Origin of the sequence: Paenibacillus vortex V453, from assembly GCF_000193415.1 — a bacterium.
In the GTDB taxonomy this organism is placed as follows: domain Bacteria; phylum Bacillota; class Bacilli; order Paenibacillales; family Paenibacillaceae; genus Paenibacillus_AQ; species Paenibacillus_AQ glucanolyticus.
In genome coordinates this window covers 95,038-115,578 of record NZ_ADHJ01000013.1, presented here as the reverse complement: position 1 = coordinate 115,578, position 20,541 = coordinate 95,038, and the positions used below count along the sequence as shown (strand labels likewise).

The following is a 20,541-nucleotide window of genomic DNA, read 5'->3' as shown; positions in this document are numbered from 1 at the left end:
CGCTTAAATCCGAATAGTGCAATCATTATAAATCCCATGTTCATTAAGCCATTTCAATACATCTTCCGTTAAAATTGACAAAGGTGCTCCCGTCGAACTTCCTGCCAACCTGAGAAATTCTAGTATGTTCGGAGGAAAATTCCCTTGACCAAACTTAATCCAAAGTTGATGTAGCACTTTACTCACTTCTCTTAATTTTTCAATTTCGGCACTATCATTCGGTAATTTACTCTTATGAAATCGTAATGAATCCATATGTTGTTCTATAAGTTCAGTTTCCCGTTTGAAAGCAGGCACTCTCTTAAATATACTTAAAGTATCTTGCTGTATATTGGGCATTAAACTTTCGATATATAGTTTCCATTCTTGCAATAACTCTTGGCCAACTGATGTCACAGTAGTACTAATGACCTTTATAAATGCATGGAAAGATGTCTTCTCCAAAACCACCTGCGGATTCTCAATAAATAATTGCGCCTTATCGTTTGCTATTACTTCTACAGGGCTAAGCATCTCTGTTAATTCTGGACAAGGTATCCCAGCATCTCGCATTAACAAGTATTTAGACCGAATCTTTGCTAATTCGATAAGAGCATTACGAAGTTCACCCTGACGTGTTTTATACAATTGAATCTGTTCTTTATTTTTTTCTAATAGCTTTTTTTTCTCTACTAACTCAATGAATGTTGCCGCTTTTACAGCAAGCATTTTCCCATCTCCTTTAAAAAGATTTAAAAGCTAATTCAACTAAATCCAAATCCTTTTGTATATCATTTCTAATTGTTTCGAGTTCCAGTACTGCTTCATTGCCTTGTAGGTGAACCAGATCATTTTCAACTTTTTTAGTAGACTGCTCTAAAAATTTTTCTATTATTGTTAAGCTATTCGTAATATCTGTTATATGTTTTGTAGCCAATTTACCTAAAGAAACTGCCAGTTCTAAACCATGTTTTTTTTCATTATCACTAATAATTCGGACTATGTTACTAATTGATCTAGCTTCTAGAGTAGCAGTAGCCGCCTGAATTTCATGTTGATCTCCTCGTAATGTTGCAGATGAAACAGCAGTTTTTAGTGCTTCGTTGACTTGCATAGCAGTTGCCTTTCCGTCTAACGTATCCCCAAAGGTCTCCTTCATTTTTTCCGTCCACTTCAATTTATCTTGATGCTCAGACTCCATCACCTGGCATACTTGCATGCGTAACATATCCGAGCATTTAATTAATTTATCAAATGCACCCACCTTATCATCTGGAGGTAAGGTTAAATTACTCAAATTCAAATTCATAACATGATTATAAACTATTGAAGCATCCACCATTCTCACACGATTTCTGGTTTCACCTTTAATGATAGACAACCTTGCTAGCGCTATACTTTTTATTTCTTCTCTATGAAGGAGTAATAATTCAAATAATTTAATCCACTCTGATGTCCTTACGCCACTTGGTAAAGCGATAGGGTTAAAAAGAACTTCAGTTATGCCTTCAGGAGAATTATTCTTAACTCCCCCCCCCATTGCGGCAGTTATTGCAAGCACATCTAAAGCCAGTGGAAGAGGGTCGAATGCTTCATTATTTAAAGGAATTTGACGCATCTGCTTTATTAGCATGGAACACCATTGCTCAAGATAACGGGCAGAGTAACGTAAAAATTCAGATCCTTTGTTAAATTCCCAGTGCTTATAGTATTGATGGTAGATCAACCCTTGAAGAGTAAGTGCTGTATCTTTTCGTTCATTTTCCCTACATGGTAAATTCAAACGAATTTGACCTAACGCTTGCTTTTGCTGTGTAGATTGAGATTCAAAATTTATACTTCGTTTTGACCATAGGCCGTTATCTTGGAACCATTTCTGATTTATTTGCTCAAAATCCCAGTTAATATAATCATTAACTGCCTCAAACAAAATATCACGCATAAATTGTGAATGACTTTGACTTAAAGAACCCCCGTTAGCCCATTGATCTAGGATCTGTATACGTTCCATCAAGGATTGCGGTAATTCATCATCAAGCGACCTTGAGGTAGACTCAATTTCATTTTTTAAATTTTGCTTATTCTCTGGAGAGTGCTCTCTTATTGAAAACTGATCTTTTGACGTATAATCAATAACTAATTCTCCGTTTGCTTGTTGACTAGTTGCTGCCTCTTGCAAGAAAACTCTTCGATCATGTAAAGGTGGAAGGTTGAATGCTTCATGAATAAAAGGATGAAAATCAACTACATCGTATTCTTCTGTCCACAATTCAATTAAAGCTAATCGTCGGTCATAATGAACTGGATCAAGGCGTTCTATTTCCTTTTGGGCTATTACGGAAAGTCGATTTATGGATTTGCCACCAAAATGGTCGAACAACGCCGGTGATGGAAATTGTCCTTCACATATTGGTTCTGCGTAATTCTCTAAAATATAACGCAATACTTTTCCTATTAAGAGACGAGGATTGAAATTCTCCTCTGAGGTTCCTCTTTTGTACATTATTTGAAGTGCCTTTTTGTTAAAAGGATATAATCCAATCCCATCTGTTTGTCCGAATGCTTCGTGACATGATTCAACAAAAGAACAGTCCTCACATGCAGACCTCAACGGTTTAGTATTCTCTTTATCTAAAGCCCACTGCCTAATTTCTTGCTCAGGAGTACGCAAAGCATTTAGATATTTAGCAGAAAATCTCTCTATCTCTTCTGGGGGCACTAAATCTTCTCCAACATCAAGCGTCACCCTAAAGGAGATTCTTGTTAGGACAGTATCTTCAAACCTTTGGAAATATCCAGTTGTACAGCCAAGAGCAACGCGCATATTACATAGTTTGTCTTTTTCCTCTTCATCTTCTAATGTTTTGGTATCATTATTTTTAGCGGATGTGTAGATAAGCGCATCAAGTAGTTGATAATCAATGCCTTGTAGTACAGTGAAATCTTCTATGAGTAAAATAAGTTCAATATTTTTGGCTGCTAATTCAATACGTATCTGATTCATGATTTTTACCAAATCGGTACTAGACAAGCTAAGCATTGTAGAAATCGCTTGATCCAAATTTCGATTGATCCATTCAACTGCCTCTTGCTGTAGTTGATAATCTGCTACAAGTTCACTATAAACATACTGAGCATCTTCGCTTGCACGGTTAATATATGTCAGATTTATTGGTAAATCCTGAATAGTGAATTCTCGACGTTCATTTAAGCGGCCTCCGTTACCACCAACAATATGTTCCGCCAACTGATGGATAATCCCATCTTCTTTAAACCACTCGTGAATGAATGCTGGATCGCGGAATAGATGAGGTAAATTTTCCATGAGAAACAGTTCAGCATCACTTAAGCGTTCAACCACATGGTTACCATTCTTACCGATGGCAAGAGTAATGTTGTTATGTAATATTTCTTTTGCTTGTTCGGACGTTATATTACCTACTGAATGTCGGACACGTTGCCGATATTCTTCAAACAATGGATCTTCGAGATCTTCCAATATCATAAGGATGATTTCTTTAAGGTTTGTTAACCTTGGAATAAGCAGGACCTTACGTCCTCTTTTATCTATCTTTGCATGTAACCAGCGAATAAGATGTGATTTCCCTGTTCCTGATTCTCCAAGAATGGGAACAAAAACTTGATCTTTTCCAGATGTAAAGTTATTTAAGAAAGTTGTCTCATCGTAAGATGCACCTTTGTCGTGAACTTTTGGGCTTGCCGTCTGTTTATACATCTTAATTGGATGGTGAGTAGCAAGAAATAAGTGCTGCTGAACATGTAGCGCATCCTTATCCATAACTTTATATACTTGCTCTGTCTGCCAACACAACAATGGCTTCAAATCTCTTCCTCCTATCCATTCCATGTTATTTCAGAATAACGATATTTTTTCTCTTGTGCCGTTAAAACGTAAACGTCTGCATCCGATTTCATCTTCAAATCAACAATGCCTTCGTCCTGCAACCTCAGCCAAGCATAAGAGGTTGACTGTGATAAGTGATTCTGAAGCAGTTCTTCTGTTCCATATATGTCATTCATTTTTCTCCGATAACTACCATGCTCAAATACCGGGCATAACTTTGCCAATCTATGAACAATCGTATCTATAAGATGAGTTTGACTGTCATGAAATAGTTCAGGTAGAAAGTATCTAATTACTTTTGTAGGGTCTGGTATCAGTTGTTTCAATATACGAGTAGTAAAACCTAAATACAGAGACCAATCTTCAAACTGACCATAACGAGCATCACTAGAACATTCCATTTTGTCGTTTAATTGCTTTAATAGTGCTTCTTCAACTTCTTTCCAATTACCAGGTGCTCGATATGGGTTCTGTGACAAGTACCATGCAATGATTCTTCCTAAATCATCATTTTGCCCTTCCTCTGGAACTAATGCTCTTTTTCTAATGGTATGTGGCAGAAGCATAGCTATTTGGGAAGATATTGATCCCTTTGGAATCGTTGTATCGGTTATTTCCAAGAAGTTATTCTCTTGCTGAATAAGTCCAAATGAAATCATCTCAGGGATTGTTTTCCCAATAAAATCCGTTTCACTACGCTCCAGATTTTGAGAAGCAAAAACAGATGGCATAATCATCTTCTTAAGTGCATCAATCTCTAATCGTTGTCCATTCATTTGAGCCATCAGTGCATAAATGGCATATATACGTGCTGGAGAAGCTTCTGGTGTTTTAATTAAACTCATATTCCGACCTCCTGCTTAAAAACTTCATACTGATAAAATCGTATATTCGAGGTATTCTGCAACAACGTTTCAGGACGTATTGGATTCGCCATTGTACTAGAAACTATAAAGATAACAGGATTTTCTTTGGTAGTTGGATGCTCCATCCAACGAAAAACATTTACTGAATCTTCTGGTTGTTCATTAATAACCAATGTAGGTATTTGCCACTTTACACGTGCACGACGTGAATGTTCACCTAAAGAAGATGTAAAGAATATATGTCGTTGTGACAATGCTTCATGTTCCTTTATCCATTGAATCCATTTTGAATCTGCAACAATATGCCGGATTCCTTGATGTAGAAACCATTGAATTGTCCTAAACATATTTTGTTTTTCTCGCATACTGTAAGCATTTTGCATACTTCCTTTTGCTTCCCTAAACAATAACAACTGATGTCGGACAGGATCTAAGTACTTTTCAAGTAATTCTGTTGTAGTATTTTCAGCAGGCCATTGAAGGGGGTACGATGTGCCAGGAACTCCTCTAGGAAGTTTGTTCGTTCTTCGACATGCTGGACATCCTCCACAAGCTGGTACAGCAACAACAGAATTTTTTGTGTATATTCCTTCAGAATGATCGTTAATAGAATAGAGATCTTTCAACACATCAGAAACACATTCTTCACCTTTCAGTAACCTATTAATAAGATCGAACTCTTCTCTATCATTCCCCCTGCTCGACCTCCTATATTTCTCCACCTCATTCCAGAAACTTTCTTCTTGATGATGGTGTTTTAGAATCCGTACAACTCGTGTAATATTATCATTTGAATCTGAAATCTGTCCCCTTACTCCCCAATCAAATTCAATTATCCCCATACGCGACATCATTGTTAGAATACGTAGGTTCCACTGTTCATTATAATCATTTCTACCATTAATTCTTTTAGAGCGCTTACCAATCGGGAATAGAAAAGTATCTATTTGCCCTGGAAGTTGCTGTTTTCGTGCAAACATCCGGTCCCAACGAAGACGCCCTTTTTCTACTCCAATCAGTTGAGCAGCACTCATTCTTCTTCCGCGACTAACATCTTCTTCATCATAAATAAGAAGAGAAAGGCATGCCTTCCCATCTCGCCCACCACGACCTACCTCTTGATAAAAACGGTCTATGCTTTCAGGAATACAGACATGGATGACGGCACGAACTTCCGCTTGGTCAACACCAAGTCCAAACGCTGATGTAGCAACAATAATATCCAACTGCCTTTTGCTCCATAATTGAATAATTGCTTCTCTATCATCTTGTCCCGTATTTCCATGAAAAACACGAATTCGTTTGTACCCATCCGCCAGAATTGCTGAGTATATTTCTTCGGCATCCTTAACTTCGGTGGTATAAACGATAAGAGGACGTGGTAGACTTCGGATTGCCTCCAACATCTTATTAATTTTCTCCGTTCTGCTTGAACACTTTCTCATCCAATAAGCCGGTTCTGGTCGAAGAGTTACCGATGAGAACATCTTAAGTTGTACCGGACTACCGAATAGAATTTGTAATGTTTCCAAACAATCTTCGGTCACAGTTGCAGAAAGTAGTAACGTACGGAATGGAGTAACTGAATGACGCAACATCATTTTACGCCATCCTGCAAGTTCTTGAAAAGCAGGACGAAACCCCTCACCCCAGCCAGAAACAATATGCGCTTCATCAATGACTAACATCTTGAAATAACCACGCTCAGCAGCAATCTGCAACGAATAATCTAAAGATTCAAGAACACTTTCTGGAGAGGCAAATACGATACGCTGCGTTCCATTCATTATCGATTCTTGAATTTCTTTATTTTCTCTTTGACGTGAACTACTGGAAAAATATGCAGATGGCCGATTAATCAGTGGCATTAATGCACGTTCCTGATCCAAAGCTAGTGCAACGGTTGGAACTACGACGACCGTAACGCCTTCTTGTCTTGAGAACAGGAGCGCTGGCAATTGTCCACACAAACTTTTTCCAGTTCCAGTAGGAAGGTTTAATAATATTGTTGCATCTTGAGGTGAAGTAAGCACAGTGCGCACTGCAGCACGCTGTGCATTACATCTGTAATTCAGTCTATTTACTTCCTTTAAAAATGGATCTCCTTCTACTTCCTTCATTTGATTACGTGGTTTCAATGCAAAAAGTGGTCTTTCAGGACCTTCTTTATCGGCCTGTGGGAGCCAATTAGGCAACCAAGTCTCAGCACACAATAAATACGAATCCCGAACTTCATCCAATATAACTATTCCAACTAATTTATACATTAATTCATTTGGCCAATTGGCTCTGCGAGGGACACGCAGAAATATGCGCTCCCCTCCACTTCTTTCAGATTCATAACGTAAAACGCCCCGAATCAGTGCTGCTAAATCCATCCCAATGGCACCACTCTGAATTGCTTCAACAAATCTACTAATAAAAGGATTGCTTGGTTTAAAGATTAAGTTTTCATTTAGAATCCATTCCTGCAATTCATCAAATTCATTCAAAATGTGGTTCCTCCTCTTCGCACTGACTTCAACAAGTCCCTTCCTGATAAAATTATAAATCCTGCCGAATCCAACTGAACTTTGGGTTGCTTTATACCCTGGACTAGAGCCTCATACTGCTCCTCGTCAAATACATCATATGTTACCGAATCACCTTCGAAAAGTTTTCTCATCTCCACTTGAACTTTTAAATAATTGAAATGGTTGATTGCAACTTCTGCTTTTGTTCTGCATTTTTCAATAAACTTAGGATCCTCATTTAAATATTGGCGTGACTGGGATGAAATCAAATCACATACTTTTTGCCATTGCTTTGTTGTAAAAATGTCACGTATTACTTTTAATCTATCTTTTATTATACTCGTATCCGTTCCACCGTCTTCCACATCACAATAGGGCCTAGCCAGCAAGTATTCAAGTTCGTCATCTACTCTATTGCCTTGATAATCAAGTATAACTTCGACATAAGTAGGCTCGAAGAACTTATCCAATAGTCGTTGATATACTTTTGAATCCACTTGGAGACCCCTTACCTCCAATAGATTTAATAACGGTTTAAGATCCCCCTCTACAATGTAATGGAGGCGAAATCCTAACCAATCTGTATCTTGTGTCCAAGACTTTACTTTTCTCCAAAATGCATAAGTTTGACCTCGATCATCCTTACGTAAATATTCACTAAGAATATCAAAGAATGGATCACCAAGACGAAACAATTTGTAGTTGTTGTTTTTAATCACAATTTCGCGATCAAAGCAACCTGGTCTTTCCATCTGCTCGTTAAGAGCAACCAAGTGTTGCGTAGGTAAAAGCGTGCCAAAAGCGGGCTTGTAGATAATTCGGCCTTCTTTTTCAATTTTTTTAAATCTCATAGCTTCACATACCCAAGGCTCAAGTGATTGCTGTATTCTCTCTGGGTTGCTTTCGTGAAGAACTAACTGATCAAAGAAACCATTTGCCTGTTGCTCATGAGCATCGATTTCATCAATAATCTGTTGTTCAGCAATCCGCACTTTCTCATCATGAATTTTAACCCTCATTCCCTCTATGCTTTTTTCTAACCCTGGTAACCCATCAATATAAAGATCGCGTAAAACGTCGGGTAGGATAGCATCAATGAAAAATTGCAAAGATGATATTGAATCGTTATAAATATTTAGGCCTTCTTTCAAAAATTGATGCCATCCCCACTGATAATTGACCTCTGCATCTGGGCCAGTTAGAACTGATATTCGAAATGGCTTATTACGACCTATACGATCAAGTCGTCCAATTCGCTGTTCCAGTTGATTTGGAGCAAACGGCAGGTCATAATGAATCATTTCATCTGCAAACTGAAAATTACGACCTATTTCACCAGTTTTATCACATACGAGTATCTGACACTCGCTATTATCACGAAAATTAGTTGTAACTAACTCAATTTGCTCTCTATTCAATCCCATATAATATCCGCCTACTGCCTCATCACCAAACGTTTCTTTCAGAAACTGAGTAACCTGCTTACAGACACGAGTATGTTGAGTGAATACTATAATTTTTTGAGGGGACATTTTTTTTTGTTGTGCCCGTATTTGAGTATGTTGAATCATTGTCGCTAGTAATTGATTTTTATCCCCCATTTCACTAGGGTAAGCAAATACTCTCAATAGGCGATCCAACATTTCTGATTCTCCCTCAAAATGCGGAGTCTCAACAATATACTGCAAATTAATTTTACTGAAGATTTCAGACATATCTTCTATCAGTTTTTGTTCTTTACGAATTTTAACTAGATCACGAAGCAAATTTTCATCGGTGCATACTGCTTCAAGAAAAGACCTCCAAATACTAAGCCGAGGGGAAGTGACTGCACTTTCATCCTCCCATACCTCCCTCTCTGCTGCCCACGATTCTATACGATAATCATCCAAAATAAGATGAAGTTCTTCCGTTCTCTCATCCAGATCCCACTCTTCCATAACCGATAGCTCTCCCCTGTGATGTTGAAACAAGGATGTAGCATTATCCCTTCGATTACGAAGCATCCGACGATGTAAGCGATAGGTTTCTGATATATGTATCCGTATCCGGCGTATCAATTCCTTCCTTTTTTCTTCATACTTTGAATCCAAATTAATTTCCAATTCGTCTAATAATGACAGTAGTAATTTATCTTCACTAAAGAGAATTCGGAAATTTCCAATTCGTCGCTGGATTAAGAACGGTTTCGTCTCCTCTCGGAATGACAAGAGACTTTTACCTACCTCTTGTCGCTTATCTAGCTTATACCTAAAAGCATCAATGTCCTCTAAGCGGTGTTGCTCAGGAGCCAAAATATGCAGCATAGACAAGAACTCCCATTCATTGTTTAGCACTGGAGTAGCAGATAACAAAAGCAATGTTTTGGCACTATGACATATACTCTTTAAAATGTCATATTGTTTTTGTTCAACAGGGTCCTTAGAGAAGGCCATTCTTGCTAGTTCATGTGCCTCGTCTACAATAATAATGTCTGGTATGTTGTTGTATTTATTATCAATAGATTCTAGCCCAGCAAAATGAATTCGCTCAGGGAATTGATCAATTAAACAACGCTGTGTTAATTCTTCTTCCCACTGAGTTAACAAATATTTAGGAGCCAAAATGATTGCTTGATGATTTGGATGATCCAATAGCTTCTGACGAAGAATTACTCCTGCTTCGATAGTTTTGCCCATTCCGACCTCATCTGCAAGTAAGTATCGAGGAACAGGATCCTCTAAGACGCGTCGAATCACCTCAACTTGATGAGGAAGTATTTCAATGCCCGAGGAGATCAGTCCCGTCATTCCGCCAGCTACTGCTCGCTGTTCTATTAGCATCTGTAAAAATGAATTGCGTCTCTGATAAAAAAAAGATGTCTCCTGCCCTAGAATTGACAACACTTCCATAGGATTAGTAGTAGAATCAGCACATCGGACAAAAAGATCCTTTTGAGAAATATAACGAGAATATGTATCTGGAAAATCTACTTCATACTCGTCATCAAGTTTGCGAAGAGCCCTTCCCATCTTCCACTCGTCTTTTTCCACATCATAGTAGTAACATCTCGACTGGTGTTCCAATACTACCGATTTAATATCAAGTATAGAGAACCAGTCACTCGTTTGTTTATTAATTGAATGAAAATAAGTTACCTCAACTGTTTTCTTGTCTGCTGAGATGGTTGATAAACTTCCAATTCCCATTGAGTTAGAAGTGACTGTAACAAATGAACCTACATAGATTCTAGACATTGAACTCCTCCAAGTAGAAATTGAACTCTAGTAAGTACTGACGATCTGATTAAAAAAATAAGACCCTACAAAAGTAGGGTCTCTCTAAGTCCAAATTATAGTTTAATATATTTCAAGTGCCACTACGCCCTTATTGTTAGTATAATCATACCAAATACCAAATGATTGTCAATCTCTGTATTGTAAAAATACGGATGAAACTTCTTTTGAATTACTTCCCTAGGAGACCACGTCTTCTCCAAACAAATTACTTCAAACCCCACGCTTATTCCCCCACAACAAAGTGTGTAACTGCGGGAGAACTTTAACCTGTTTCAACTCCGTTGATACCATGACTTGATTAATCAACCACTCGTATTTCTCTAATAAAGCAAATACCAAACTTTCTCTATCAACTGTCGTTACATCGCTATTTCCGACCTGCAAAACCAGTCTCATGTGAGGATAGCGCTTATGAACTTTTATAGCATACTGAAGATCATCTTCATCAAAAATGACTACTTTAATACATATTTCATTCGGACTATTATTCAAGTTCTTGATAACCCCATCTAATCTATCCCAATCGGTTATCATTCCTGAACTTGGTGGTTTTGGGGAAACCGTCAAGTCGTCAATATCCGCCATCCAATCTTGCCATCTGCTTCCTTGTGTTTCTAACCCAACTCGAATCCCCTTATCATGAAGCAAATCGACCAAATATCCAATATTCTTTATAAGTGCTGGATTACCGCCAGAAATTGTTACATGCTCGAACGTAGTTCCACCAAGAGAATTCAATTCATCGTAAATCGTTTGAGCAGATAATTGTTTAATTTCATTCTTTGCAGAACCATCCCATGTAAAGGAGGAGTCACACCATGAACAGGAATAGTCACAGCCAGCCGTCCGAACAAACATCGTTTTTTGTCCGATTACCAAGCCTTCCCCTTGAACAGTTGGCCCGAATATTTCTAAAACCGGGATAGAATTTTCTCTGTGAGTCAATCTGCCATCCACTCCCGTCTTGCTTCAGCATAGCTGGTTGGCGTTTCGAATAACCTTACAAACTCAGTTCTTGCGTCCACTTCTTTTGATGAGTATTTTTCCGTACTTAGTGCCGCTTCCATCTGCTCATACAGCCAAACAACTATGTTTTCCGCAGTCGTGTTCATTAATGGCAATGTTTCATTTAGATATCTGTGGTCTAAGAATGGTTCAATTTGCTCACGCCAAATTGTTTTCAACATGCTAAAGTCTATCGTCAGGCCAATCTCATTTGTATAGCCACTTATTCCAAAAACCACCTTATAGGTATGGCCATGTAGATTTTTGCATTTGCCTTCATAAGCATGTAAATGATGCGCGGCGTCAAAGGTGAATTCCTTACTGACCAATACTCTGCGCTGATGATATTTTAACTGATTTTCAGTAATATCCATTCCAAACTTTTGCAATGCATCTACAATGACAAATTGTCCTGGTACTTTATTCATGACATTTGCTCCAAATTTCTTGTCTGTAAAAAAGTATCCAGACCAGCTTTTCTCAACTGACAAGCCGGACAATTACCACAACCATCCCCGATAACCCCGTTATAGCAGGTTAATGTCTTCTTACGTACAAATTCAAAAGCACCTAACTGATCAGCCATCTCCCACGTCTCTGCTTTATTAATCCACATCAACGGAGTATGAATGATAAAGTTATGATCCATCGCTAAATTTAACGTTACATTTAGAGATTTAACGAAATCATCCCTGCAGTCGGGATAGCCACTGAAATCTGTTTCGCATACACCTGTTACAATATGTCGAGCCCCTACTCCTTTAGCAAAGACCGCCGCGAAACTTAAAAACAAGTGGTTTCGTCCTTCTACAAATGTACTTGGAAATTCGCCATCATTATGAACAATTTCTACATCATCACGTGTCAACGCATTTTGAGTTAATTGGCCGAGTAGGCTCATATCAAGTAAAGTCCATTTTACTCCTAATTCATCAGCAATTTGATTAGCACATTCAATTTCTAATGCATGCCTTTGACCATAATTGAAGGTGACAGCCTCCACCTCATCAAATTGCTTCATTGCCCAAAACAAACAAGTTGTACTATCTTGACCGCCACTAAATACTACAACGGCTTTTTTGTTTTTTTTATCCATTTGCTTAACCTACTTTCTTACCAGTCTCATTTTAATGTTAACAGATGTGCTACCTTATCGAAAGTTGACTATTTATCGTCTCCAACAACTAATCTAATCTCTACAACATCAAACAAGTTGGGGAATTTTTCTTTAATCTCATCCAGCAGACGCTTCCATTGTATTGGAGGAAGTGTACTATATCCATTTTCGATAAGTAATCGGATATGCCGTTTTATGGAGGGCCTAATTTGTGGGCTTTCGTTGATTTTTTCTAGTAGGTGACAGATACTTTCAACATCTTCACAATCAAAATCATTTCTGATTACTTGAAGAAGGTGCAATTTGGTCTGCTCATGTTGAAGTTTTCTTTCGACCCGCTCTCTTAATTCATAGAAATCTATAGATTGCCATTCAGCAATTAAGGAACTCAACTCAGCACCAATATGTTTCTTTTTCCCTAGACGATTTACACCATTCCCCAATCTAATCAGGAGTTTCTTTATATGCTCTAAATCCCCTAACTTAATTTGAAGATCCAGCAGATACTTCACTAAATTTCGTGGAGTAAGAGCAAGGCAGTTTTTCAAACTTTCCAATTCCTGAATAATAATTATTAAGTTAGCTTTACTCGCCTCTAATTCAGACCAGATTACTTCGTCCTTTTCATTGATCTTCGCTTCTTCTTGTCTATAGTTTGTTTGCGCACAACTCTCAGTGAGAAGATTTGCAACTTCAAGCATTATCTCGTCAAAATGTTTACTCAACTGCCTTAACTCATTAAATAAATTAGTAGCACTTTTATATTGAGCGGCGAGTGCTTGATCATCCAATTCTTGTTCCAGCAAAGTGTAAGCAACAAAGTCTTGTTGTGTAATACTCTTCTTCCCGCTAAAAGCTTTAATTTGTTCAGCAAGTTCTATCAATTTCAAATTATTGGAACCAAGTAAAAATGGAATCATGTTCATCCTTTTTTCGAGTGACTGCTTAAAGCTCTCTTGAAGTAATTCAAAGTATTTATGGTAACTTTCTTTCAATTGGGATAGAAATACCCTTAGAGTAGTATCTCCAATTTGGTAGTTTTCTAAGATTTTCGATGGCACAAGATTCATAAACCAATAATCAAATTCTTCATTCGTCAAAACCGCTTTACTAGGCGGCTGAAAAAAGTTATCACGTAACAAGTACCAATCTGAATAACAATCCTCAAGAAGAGCTAATAATTCTGTTCGGAATGGAGAATATTCAATTACATTTGAGGCCCAAGATGATTTGCTGTATATTTGAGCATTTTGAACCCAGTTTTTCATACCGTACACAAATACAGGAAGATTCAACCCAAGAGCCTGTTCAAGAGAATTAAGCCATTCATCATGGATTGACTCTGCTTGATGTATCCATTTAGCAATTTCATATTCATTGGAATTTTTCTGAAATATCCTTACCTTTTCTGAATACTTCATGGTTTGAAAGTTGGCAATTTGAATAGCAGTAAATCCTCTGCTGACGCTTATTGTAGACTCATCCTTGTTATTCTGGAGTGTAATCGGATACCTTGTTCGATTCACAACTTCATTTCGCTGAATGGATGATGAAGTTTTGGATGTGAATGAACGGGACATATGAATTCCCTTTACAGCATCATGAACCAATGCAGCTACCCCGGATCTAACCGGCAATAATAATTCTTCATTTACATCTCTTCCTTCTACCCAATCTCTAACCACTGCCTTTTCATTGAAACCATTATTACTATCTTTTTTCGGCTCATCAAGAAATTGCTGCTCCTCTCTTAAGCTACTTCCAACACTATTTAGTTTCACAGTGATTTGATTATCCTTATATCCAAAATACCTTAATACAGGTTCTGAAATTGTAATCTTCTCCGCTTCTTCAGAGGCATACCATTCTGCGAGAGTTTTGATAAAAACATCCGAATGCTCAGCGAACATCTCCCTCCTTATTATAGGAAGTATTCTACTAATATCTTTCTTACCTCTTAGAAAAAAGCGAATAACTTCTTTACTATTCAAAATCATGTAACGTAATTTCCCTTTTCCCATTGGAATTGCATCATACGTTCTCCTTAACATATGGCTATTAAATGGAAGCAACTGAACTTCAATATCATTTAATTTAGATTCAATCTCACTTGATTCTGTGGTAATACTTGAACATTGGTCGTAGTACGGACACTCAGGAGCGCATTTAAAGCCTTGTGTTGCTTTCAACTGTGTAAGGTACTTAGCCATATAAGGTATTACTTGTCCACGATCTAGGTTGAAAAAGTCTTTCCCTGATTCGTCAGATAGCCATAACTTTTTTACCCGGTCATTTATGGTGTCAAGATTTTGGATTCTTTGTGTAAGACTGAATCCTTGTTCTGTATCCTGAACCGCGCCAGGCGTTAGACCAATTACTACATCCCAATTCCCCTCTTCTAATGTAATAAGTTGATCCAATATATTGGTTGCGTAAATATTAACCGATTGAACAAGATCGTCAATGAGTAGCAATGGACGGATACCCTTGCTTTTTATCTGCTGGGATAATTGTTTAAACAGGGTTCCAATGTCCCGTCCTTCAAACAGAAAATGGTCCAGTTTCCGAGAAAGTGTTTGTCGAAATGTTGCATACTCCAGGGGGATATTAACAGTCGTGTTAGCAAGTAACGATTCGAATTGCTCACGATGTAGAACTTCTAGTGGTTTTTTGATTCTTCCTCGTTTAACTTGAGAAGTAAATTCAATAATATTCTTCTCAATTATTGATCTCAACAATAGTGCTGCTGGAACAATTTCCTCATCTGATTCTAGCGATTCGGCAAGTGCCGTCCAGACCATTTGGTTAACAAGCGTAATAGGCTTTTTAAGTAATAGCCCCCACTTATCTTCGTCAATACAAACATCTAAAGACAAATTTAATGCGTTTAAACATTTTTTGATTAGTGTCTGAGGGTTTAACTCTGTCCGTGAAATTCGTACCACCGGTCGTTCAGATACCTCCACTAACCATTTATCTTTTAGCCAACGAAGCAGTTCAGATTTCCCTGATCCCGTCGAACCAAATACTAAATAAACCCTGTTGCCATCAGAATCAACTTCCTTGAGTTCTTCCAGCAATTCGCCTTCCGTAACCTCGGCGATCAGTTGATTGTCATTAAATCTATGCATTACTTGAGGGAAATGGGTCTTTCTAAAATACTCAGGCGATTGGTCATAGCGCTCGTCTGCAGTTCCTACTAAAAGTTTAAGCGAATTTTTGTTGAGACAGGGCATCATTTAAATCACATCTCCTCTCCACCTTAATCCAATTTAATTCATTTTTGGGACCATATGACTTATAGTGTAAATCTTGCATGTAACTCAGTTCCAACACCCCTTCTTGATGTAATGCCATTAAAGAAAAGATAACCCCTCTGTATATATTTCCTTCCGCTGTTAAACATGGTATGACCGGATGAATAATATTTTCACAAAATGGATGCAATCCGCCCTCCCATGCCTCATTCCCCTTAATGATACTTTTCATTAACGAAAGCTGTGGAAGTGCATAGAAGCCTGAATATATACGTCTACCCAATCCCCAGCATTCCATCATTCGCTTCCATGCATTAACTTTCTCATGCCCAACTAATGTTTTCATTAATTGGCTATTGATTTGGTAGTGAATATTGCTAACAAACAATCTATCCGGCTTGACAAATAATTGTTCAAATAGGGAAGCAAATATTTTATCAAGCGAATCGCTAGGTAGATCTTCAGAAATTGAAAGTTTCCTTAATTTTAATAAAACCTCTTTGTTGCACCATGGTTTGTCTTGTAGAACAAAATATTTACATTTGTCTTTATATACAAACTGTAAATCCTCTAATACGGTCAAACCGCATTCAATTAAAGATGTGATGTCCCCGCTGTCCACATGCTGAAATTTTGCTTTTAACTTCTTTAAATCCAGTCCTGGATTAGTTCTTAAATTTTCGTAAATCACTTCAATTTCCGGTCCGTAGCACATTTGAAACAACATGCTCGCTCCTCCTCTTCTTATTTTCTAAAATATCGTTAAACGTTCTAAGTAAGTGGTAATAGTTATGGATTGATCTTAACTTCATATATTCTCTTGGGGATGGGACTAAGATCTGTTTTGCATCATTTTCACATACAGGGCATTCACAATTAAGCGGATTTTCCAATCGTGGACTTGTGGGTTTAGCTCGAGATTCTGAGAGGAAAAAGGTTCTAAATGGTCTGCTGTAGAACACTTGAAAGAACGCAGCTGCCATCGTTGGTCGTGTTGAATCAAATGAATTTACACCAATATCAACCATTGCACTAAGTTGGGGAATCCCTGTTACTCCAAAGACATGTAAGTTTGAAGACCCAACAACATCTGCAGCACTTCTGATCATTTCAATTTGGTGCGTCTGATGTTTAAAAAGTAACGATCCAATTCCAAATTTGGTATACCCCATCTTGATCAGTTCATATGCAGAGAACTCAATACTAGCTTGGTCATAACCTTGGATGACTCCCATTGGTTGAACATATTTCGGAAGATTACACTTATGAAAAATATTGAAATACTCATAAGCGTTAAATAGCGTTCTTTCTATCGCCATGTAACGTTCAGATAAAGAGGACTTATTTAACAATGGTTCATCAAAATGAACCATTTGAACATTTGCTTCTTTTTCGCAATCTTCTAAGATCGAGAGTTGAATATCAAAAACATCTTTTAGTGGAGGCCTAATTTTTTGTTTAACATAAAACACTGATCCACAGTCTAGTATTAGCTTGCTAGGTTTATTTTTATACCTTTTTACCCCACCTCTATTGTCAGGTATAGCACTAATTAAAACTGGACATTGAGGAAAGTAATCACAAAATACAGCATCACTGTGTGACCAACCAATATAAAATTCCATATTCTTATCTCCTTTCACAAAAAATATTACGTGATCATACGTGATAATTTGATTTTAGCACAGTTTACCATCTCTCATCTACTCTTGGAATAAAAAAAAGAAGCCATCAGGCTTCTTTTATCCATTGTCTCCATATTTCATATATTAAATCGCGTTGTGCATCATTAAATTTATAACTTCCTTTATTAACAAATAACACTGGGTTGTCTCTGTCAAAAAACTGACCTTTCCAATTTTCATAATGAAATTCTTTTGAGAGTAGGGGCAGCGGCAGATTGGTTAACTGAGAATCCTCAGTCCATTGCTCCATGAAATATCTAATATAGCAATACCAAGCAATGGCTGAGTCGGCAATGGATTTTTTTCGGAACTGTTTCCTCTGTGCTACAGGAAGATACCCTAGTACAGGATAATCATTCATTATTGAGTCAACATACTTAATTAAATCTTTAGCTAATCGAGGACATAAACTCCGTTCAACTCGATACCTTTGAAAATCCTTAAAAATATCATGCAGTGATCTAGTGGTCATTAATTTAGTGGAATTGCTGCTTATTTTCTCCCCCTTCTCAATCAACCGTTCGAAACGCTCAAAAGACATTAATTGATGCATACAGTAACTAGGAAAATACTGGGCTTCAGATACAATTAGAACGACGTATTCATCACTTATACTGCCGCTGGGCAATTTATAAGTAAACCGGGGGTTCGTCACTTGTAACTTATTGTTTATTAAACTTACCACAGCATCATAATTTACTAAAATGACGTCTTCACCAATTACATCAGACTGAATTATAGGAAAACCCCAGTCTTTAATCGCACCTAATGGCATTACCGCAAAATAAACGTCATTATTCTTTCTGGTTAAATTGCTTACGTTTTCAAAAGTAAAAACCATGGAATTTCCCCCAACGCAAATATGCCTTAGTGTACCACACTAAGGCGTAACTGCGCACTATTTATTCCACCGTTTTTTCAATTCCTGGATTTGACTGTAGTAGACATGTGTATTATGAAACCCTCTCCGTCTGTTTCTATTATTACCTCTGAATACAATCACATCAATTCCAATTTCCTTACATATATTACAATCACATTGTTCCCATGGACGTTCAGACAAAACCTCTCTGTAGAGATCCTCATGCACTTCACGGTTTTCCCCTAGAATTTTATCGTATTCTAGTATAGCTTCAAGTGTAGATGATATTTCTCTTTCTCCATCACTGAATTCCCTTAAAGCGATTAATGCCCCCTGTTCAAGCCTCTTATAATCATCAAACTCAATCTCATCATTATTTTGCATCATTTTTTTTACTCTTCCGGACGTTTCTTTTGCTTCGGGTATTCTGATCGCTGTGTAATGTTTACCACTCAAGGTATGATAGTTATGCCCTGTTCCTAACCACGCTCTTCTCAAAGGGGAAGAGGAGTCAAAAGAAGTAACACCCAGTTTATGGAATGATTCCATTGTTTTCATATCTCGTGCAACCCCAAACAAGTGCATACGAAACGTAGGATCAGGAATAACAGGTGCTATTTCTTTAAGAATTTCATATATTTTTTCGGATTGTTCTCTAGCCAATCCACCCAAGGCAACATAGTCATAGCCTAGTCCAATAAGATGCTCTACTGCTCTTCGGAAAGAAGGCGGGTCCCATCCTTGGACTATACCTATCGGATGAAATTGATAGTTACTTGTTTCCCTATTTTCCCTATACATGCGTATAAACTCTTCCGCCATAGTAAGGGTTAGTTCATAACGCCGGTTTCTAATATTTTCATCTCTCTGGAAGGGACCCACTATTAGATGGTCAATTGACACCCCATAATCAAAACCCAGGTTGTGATAGTAATCTATAATCTCTTGAGTCGTATACGGCGGTACTTCTTTATCAATATAACTAAAGGCACCACAATCCCCCATAATCGGGTATTCCCTAGGTAGTCGATAAAAATCGTGTAACCCCATATCATTAATCATCAGATTTTTTTGCTTAGTAGCATTATCGATATTCACTTTAGAAACAAGCAGTCCATCAAACTGAGGTCTTTCAAAAATCTGATGAGCATACACATCATTTTCTAATGGATTCCTGTTTTTTTCAGAGAAATCAGCCATAAAGTCATAATTTGGATCGACTCTATCATCATTCTCTGGAAGATAAAATCTGGGTTCCTCAATGCAATTTATAGCCACTAACTCATCTGGTACAGGAAACATTTCATTATAGAACCGTAATAAGTCTTCTTTTTCAGATGAATCACTAAATAACTCAGGTTGTTTTGTTGAATCAATTGAATCCAAAATAAACTCTCTAACCTGATCAGGATGATTCATTATTGTACTCCACTTCTGATCTATGTTAGATGTAATAATATTCCTTAATAAATGTGCAAAAAGATACCCTTTGATTCCTATCAAACCATATTTTAACGTTTTAGCTTCTTTTTCTCCAATAGTTAATACATGATAATCGTCCCAGTTTAGAATTCGAGAACGACTGGATGCTCCTGCAAAAAAGATCGCTTTTTGATTACTTTGTAACTTTAATGGCCACTCCACCGCTTGCAAGTATTTGTCTCCAAGCAAGAAAAAAACAAGATTATAATCGGCAACTTTCTTTTGTAAATTTTGTGTAATTTCAAGTTGACGCGCCCATTTTTTTATAGTCTGCGAGTCCATTGTATTAAAAGTCACTTCATACGGAACAATTTGCGCATCTTCATTCAAAAGACCATAACCCGCTGAAATAATGCAAAGATCAATTTCCCCGCCTTGTTTCCGGTATTCTTTAATACCACTCATTAGCGCAAGGTGTTGACTCCCTGTATACATTTCATCAGCACGTTCTTTGAACTCCAACAATTCTGCTTCTCTTTGTTTCAATACATTTTCATTTTTGAAATCATCAAATACAAGTTGATTTATCGGTTTGTGTAACTTCTCTCCAGTACAAGAAGTGACAACAAGAATACGTTTTGACAAAATCATCACATCCCTTATCAACACAATATAAAATAGGGCGAGAACGC

General features: G+C 37.5%; 13 protein-coding genes. All 13 read right to left on the bottom strand.

Features of this window, described 5'->3' with window-relative positions:
• Positions 1-3: 3 nt before the first annotated feature.
• The gene (locus PVOR_RS06610) at positions 4-708 is read right to left on the bottom strand and encodes a hypothetical protein (RefSeq protein ID WP_006208349.1); all 705 of its coding nucleotides are present in this window, start codon (positions 706-708) and stop codon (positions 4-6) included.
• Between the two features lie 13 nt (positions 709-721).
• The gene (gene dpdH, locus PVOR_RS06605) at positions 722-3,823 is read right to left on the bottom strand and encodes a protein DpdH (RefSeq protein WP_006208348.1); all 3,102 of its coding nucleotides are present in this window, start codon (positions 3,821-3,823) and stop codon (positions 722-724) included.
• Between the two features lie 11 nt (positions 3,824-3,834).
• Entirely contained in the window at positions 3,835-4,689 is an 855-nt protein-coding gene (gene dpdG, locus PVOR_RS06600; protein WP_006208347.1) for a protein DpdG, read from the bottom strand.
• Entirely contained in the window at positions 4,686-7,202 is a 2,517-nt protein-coding gene (gene dpdF, locus PVOR_RS29075; protein WP_006208346.1) for a protein DpdF, read from the bottom strand. The genes dpdG and dpdF overlap by 4 nt, the downstream gene beginning before the upstream one ends.
• Complete coding sequence (gene dpdE, locus PVOR_RS06590; protein WP_006208345.1) at positions 7,199-10,459, bottom strand: protein DpdE; 3,261 nt, start codon at positions 10,457-10,459, stop codon at positions 7,199-7,201. The genes dpdF and dpdE overlap by 4 nt, the downstream gene beginning before the upstream one ends.
• A gap of 252 nt (positions 10,460-10,711) precedes the next feature.
• Positions 10,712-11,446: a 7-carboxy-7-deazaguanine synthase QueE gene (queE, locus tag PVOR_RS06585; RefSeq protein ID WP_006208344.1), complete on the bottom strand. Its 735-nt coding sequence runs from the start codon at positions 11,444-11,446 to the stop codon at positions 10,712-10,714.
• Positions 11,443-11,934: a 6-carboxytetrahydropterin synthase QueD gene (gene queD / locus PVOR_RS06580; protein WP_006208343.1), complete on the bottom strand. Its 492-nt coding sequence runs from the start codon at positions 11,932-11,934 to the stop codon at positions 11,443-11,445. Before queD ends, queE begins: the two co-directional genes overlap by 4 nt.
• Positions 11,931-12,602 (bottom strand): 7-cyano-7-deazaguanine synthase QueC, encoded by a 672-nt coding sequence (gene queC / locus PVOR_RS06575; protein ID WP_006208342.1) that lies wholly within the window; start codon positions 12,600-12,602, stop codon positions 11,931-11,933. Before queC ends, queD begins: the two co-directional genes overlap by 4 nt.
• 68 nt (positions 12,603-12,670) lie before the next feature.
• Positions 12,671-15,862, bottom strand: coding sequence for a hypothetical protein (locus PVOR_RS06570; RefSeq protein WP_006208341.1), 3,192 nt, complete (start codon positions 15,860-15,862; stop codon positions 12,671-12,673).
• Positions 15,831-16,607 carry a hypothetical protein gene (locus tag PVOR_RS06565; RefSeq protein WP_006208340.1) on the bottom strand — a complete coding sequence of 259 codons (777 nt, stop codon included), beginning with the start codon at positions 16,605-16,607 and terminating at the stop codon, positions 15,831-15,833. The genes PVOR_RS06570 and PVOR_RS06565 overlap by 32 nt, the downstream gene beginning before the upstream one ends.
• Positions 16,573-17,505, bottom strand: coding sequence for a queuine tRNA-ribosyltransferase (locus PVOR_RS06560; RefSeq protein ID WP_006208339.1), 933 nt, complete (start codon positions 17,503-17,505; stop codon positions 16,573-16,575). The genes PVOR_RS06565 and PVOR_RS06560 overlap by 35 nt, the downstream gene beginning before the upstream one ends.
• Positions 17,506-17,611: 106 nt before the next feature.
• Entirely contained in the window at positions 17,612-18,406 is a 795-nt protein-coding gene (locus tag PVOR_RS06555) for a hypothetical protein (protein ID WP_006208338.1), read from the bottom strand.
• A 57-nt stretch (positions 18,407-18,463) separates the two neighbouring features.
• Positions 18,464-20,500, bottom strand: coding sequence for a tRNA-guanine transglycosylase DpdA (dpdA, locus tag PVOR_RS06550; protein ID WP_419144496.1), 2,037 nt, complete (start codon positions 20,498-20,500; stop codon positions 18,464-18,466).
• Between the last annotated feature and the right edge of the window lie 41 nt (positions 20,501-20,541).

Bases quoted from the DNA above. Each gene is read 5' to 3' on its own strand.
- dpdE (WP_006208345.1), bottom strand. From the start codon at position 10,459: ATGTCTAGAATCTATGTAGGTTCATTTGTTACAGTCACTTCTAACTCA.
- PVOR_RS06610 (WP_006208349.1), bottom strand. From the start codon at position 708: ATGCTTGCTGTAAAAGCGGCAACATTCATTGAGTTAGTAGAGAAAAAA.
- PVOR_RS06565 (WP_006208340.1), bottom strand. From the start codon at position 16,607: ATGTTGTTTCAAATGTGCTACGGACCGGAAATTGAAGTGATTTACGAA.
- dpdG (WP_006208347.1), bottom strand. From the start codon at position 4,689: ATGAGTTTAATTAAAACACCAGAAGCTTCTCCAGCACGTATATATGCC.
- PVOR_RS06570 (WP_006208341.1), bottom strand. From the start codon at position 15,862: ATGATGCCCTGTCTCAACAAAAATTCGCTTAAACTTTTAGTAGGAACT.
- dpdA (WP_419144496.1), bottom strand. From the start codon at position 20,500: ATGATTTTGTCAAAACGTATTCTTGTTGTCACTTCTTGTACTGGAGAG.
- queD (WP_006208343.1), bottom strand. From the start codon at position 11,934: ATGAATAAAGTACCAGGACAATTTGTCATTGTAGATGCATTGCAAAAG.
- PVOR_RS06560 (WP_006208339.1), bottom strand. From the start codon at position 17,505: ATGGAATTTTATATTGGTTGGTCACACAGTGATGCTGTATTTTGTGAT.
- queC (WP_006208342.1), bottom strand. From the start codon at position 12,602: ATGGATAAAAAAAACAAAAAAGCCGTTGTAGTATTTAGTGGCGGTCAA.
- PVOR_RS06555 (WP_006208338.1), bottom strand. From the start codon at position 18,406: ATGGTTTTTACTTTTGAAAACGTAAGCAATTTAACCAGAAAGAATAAT.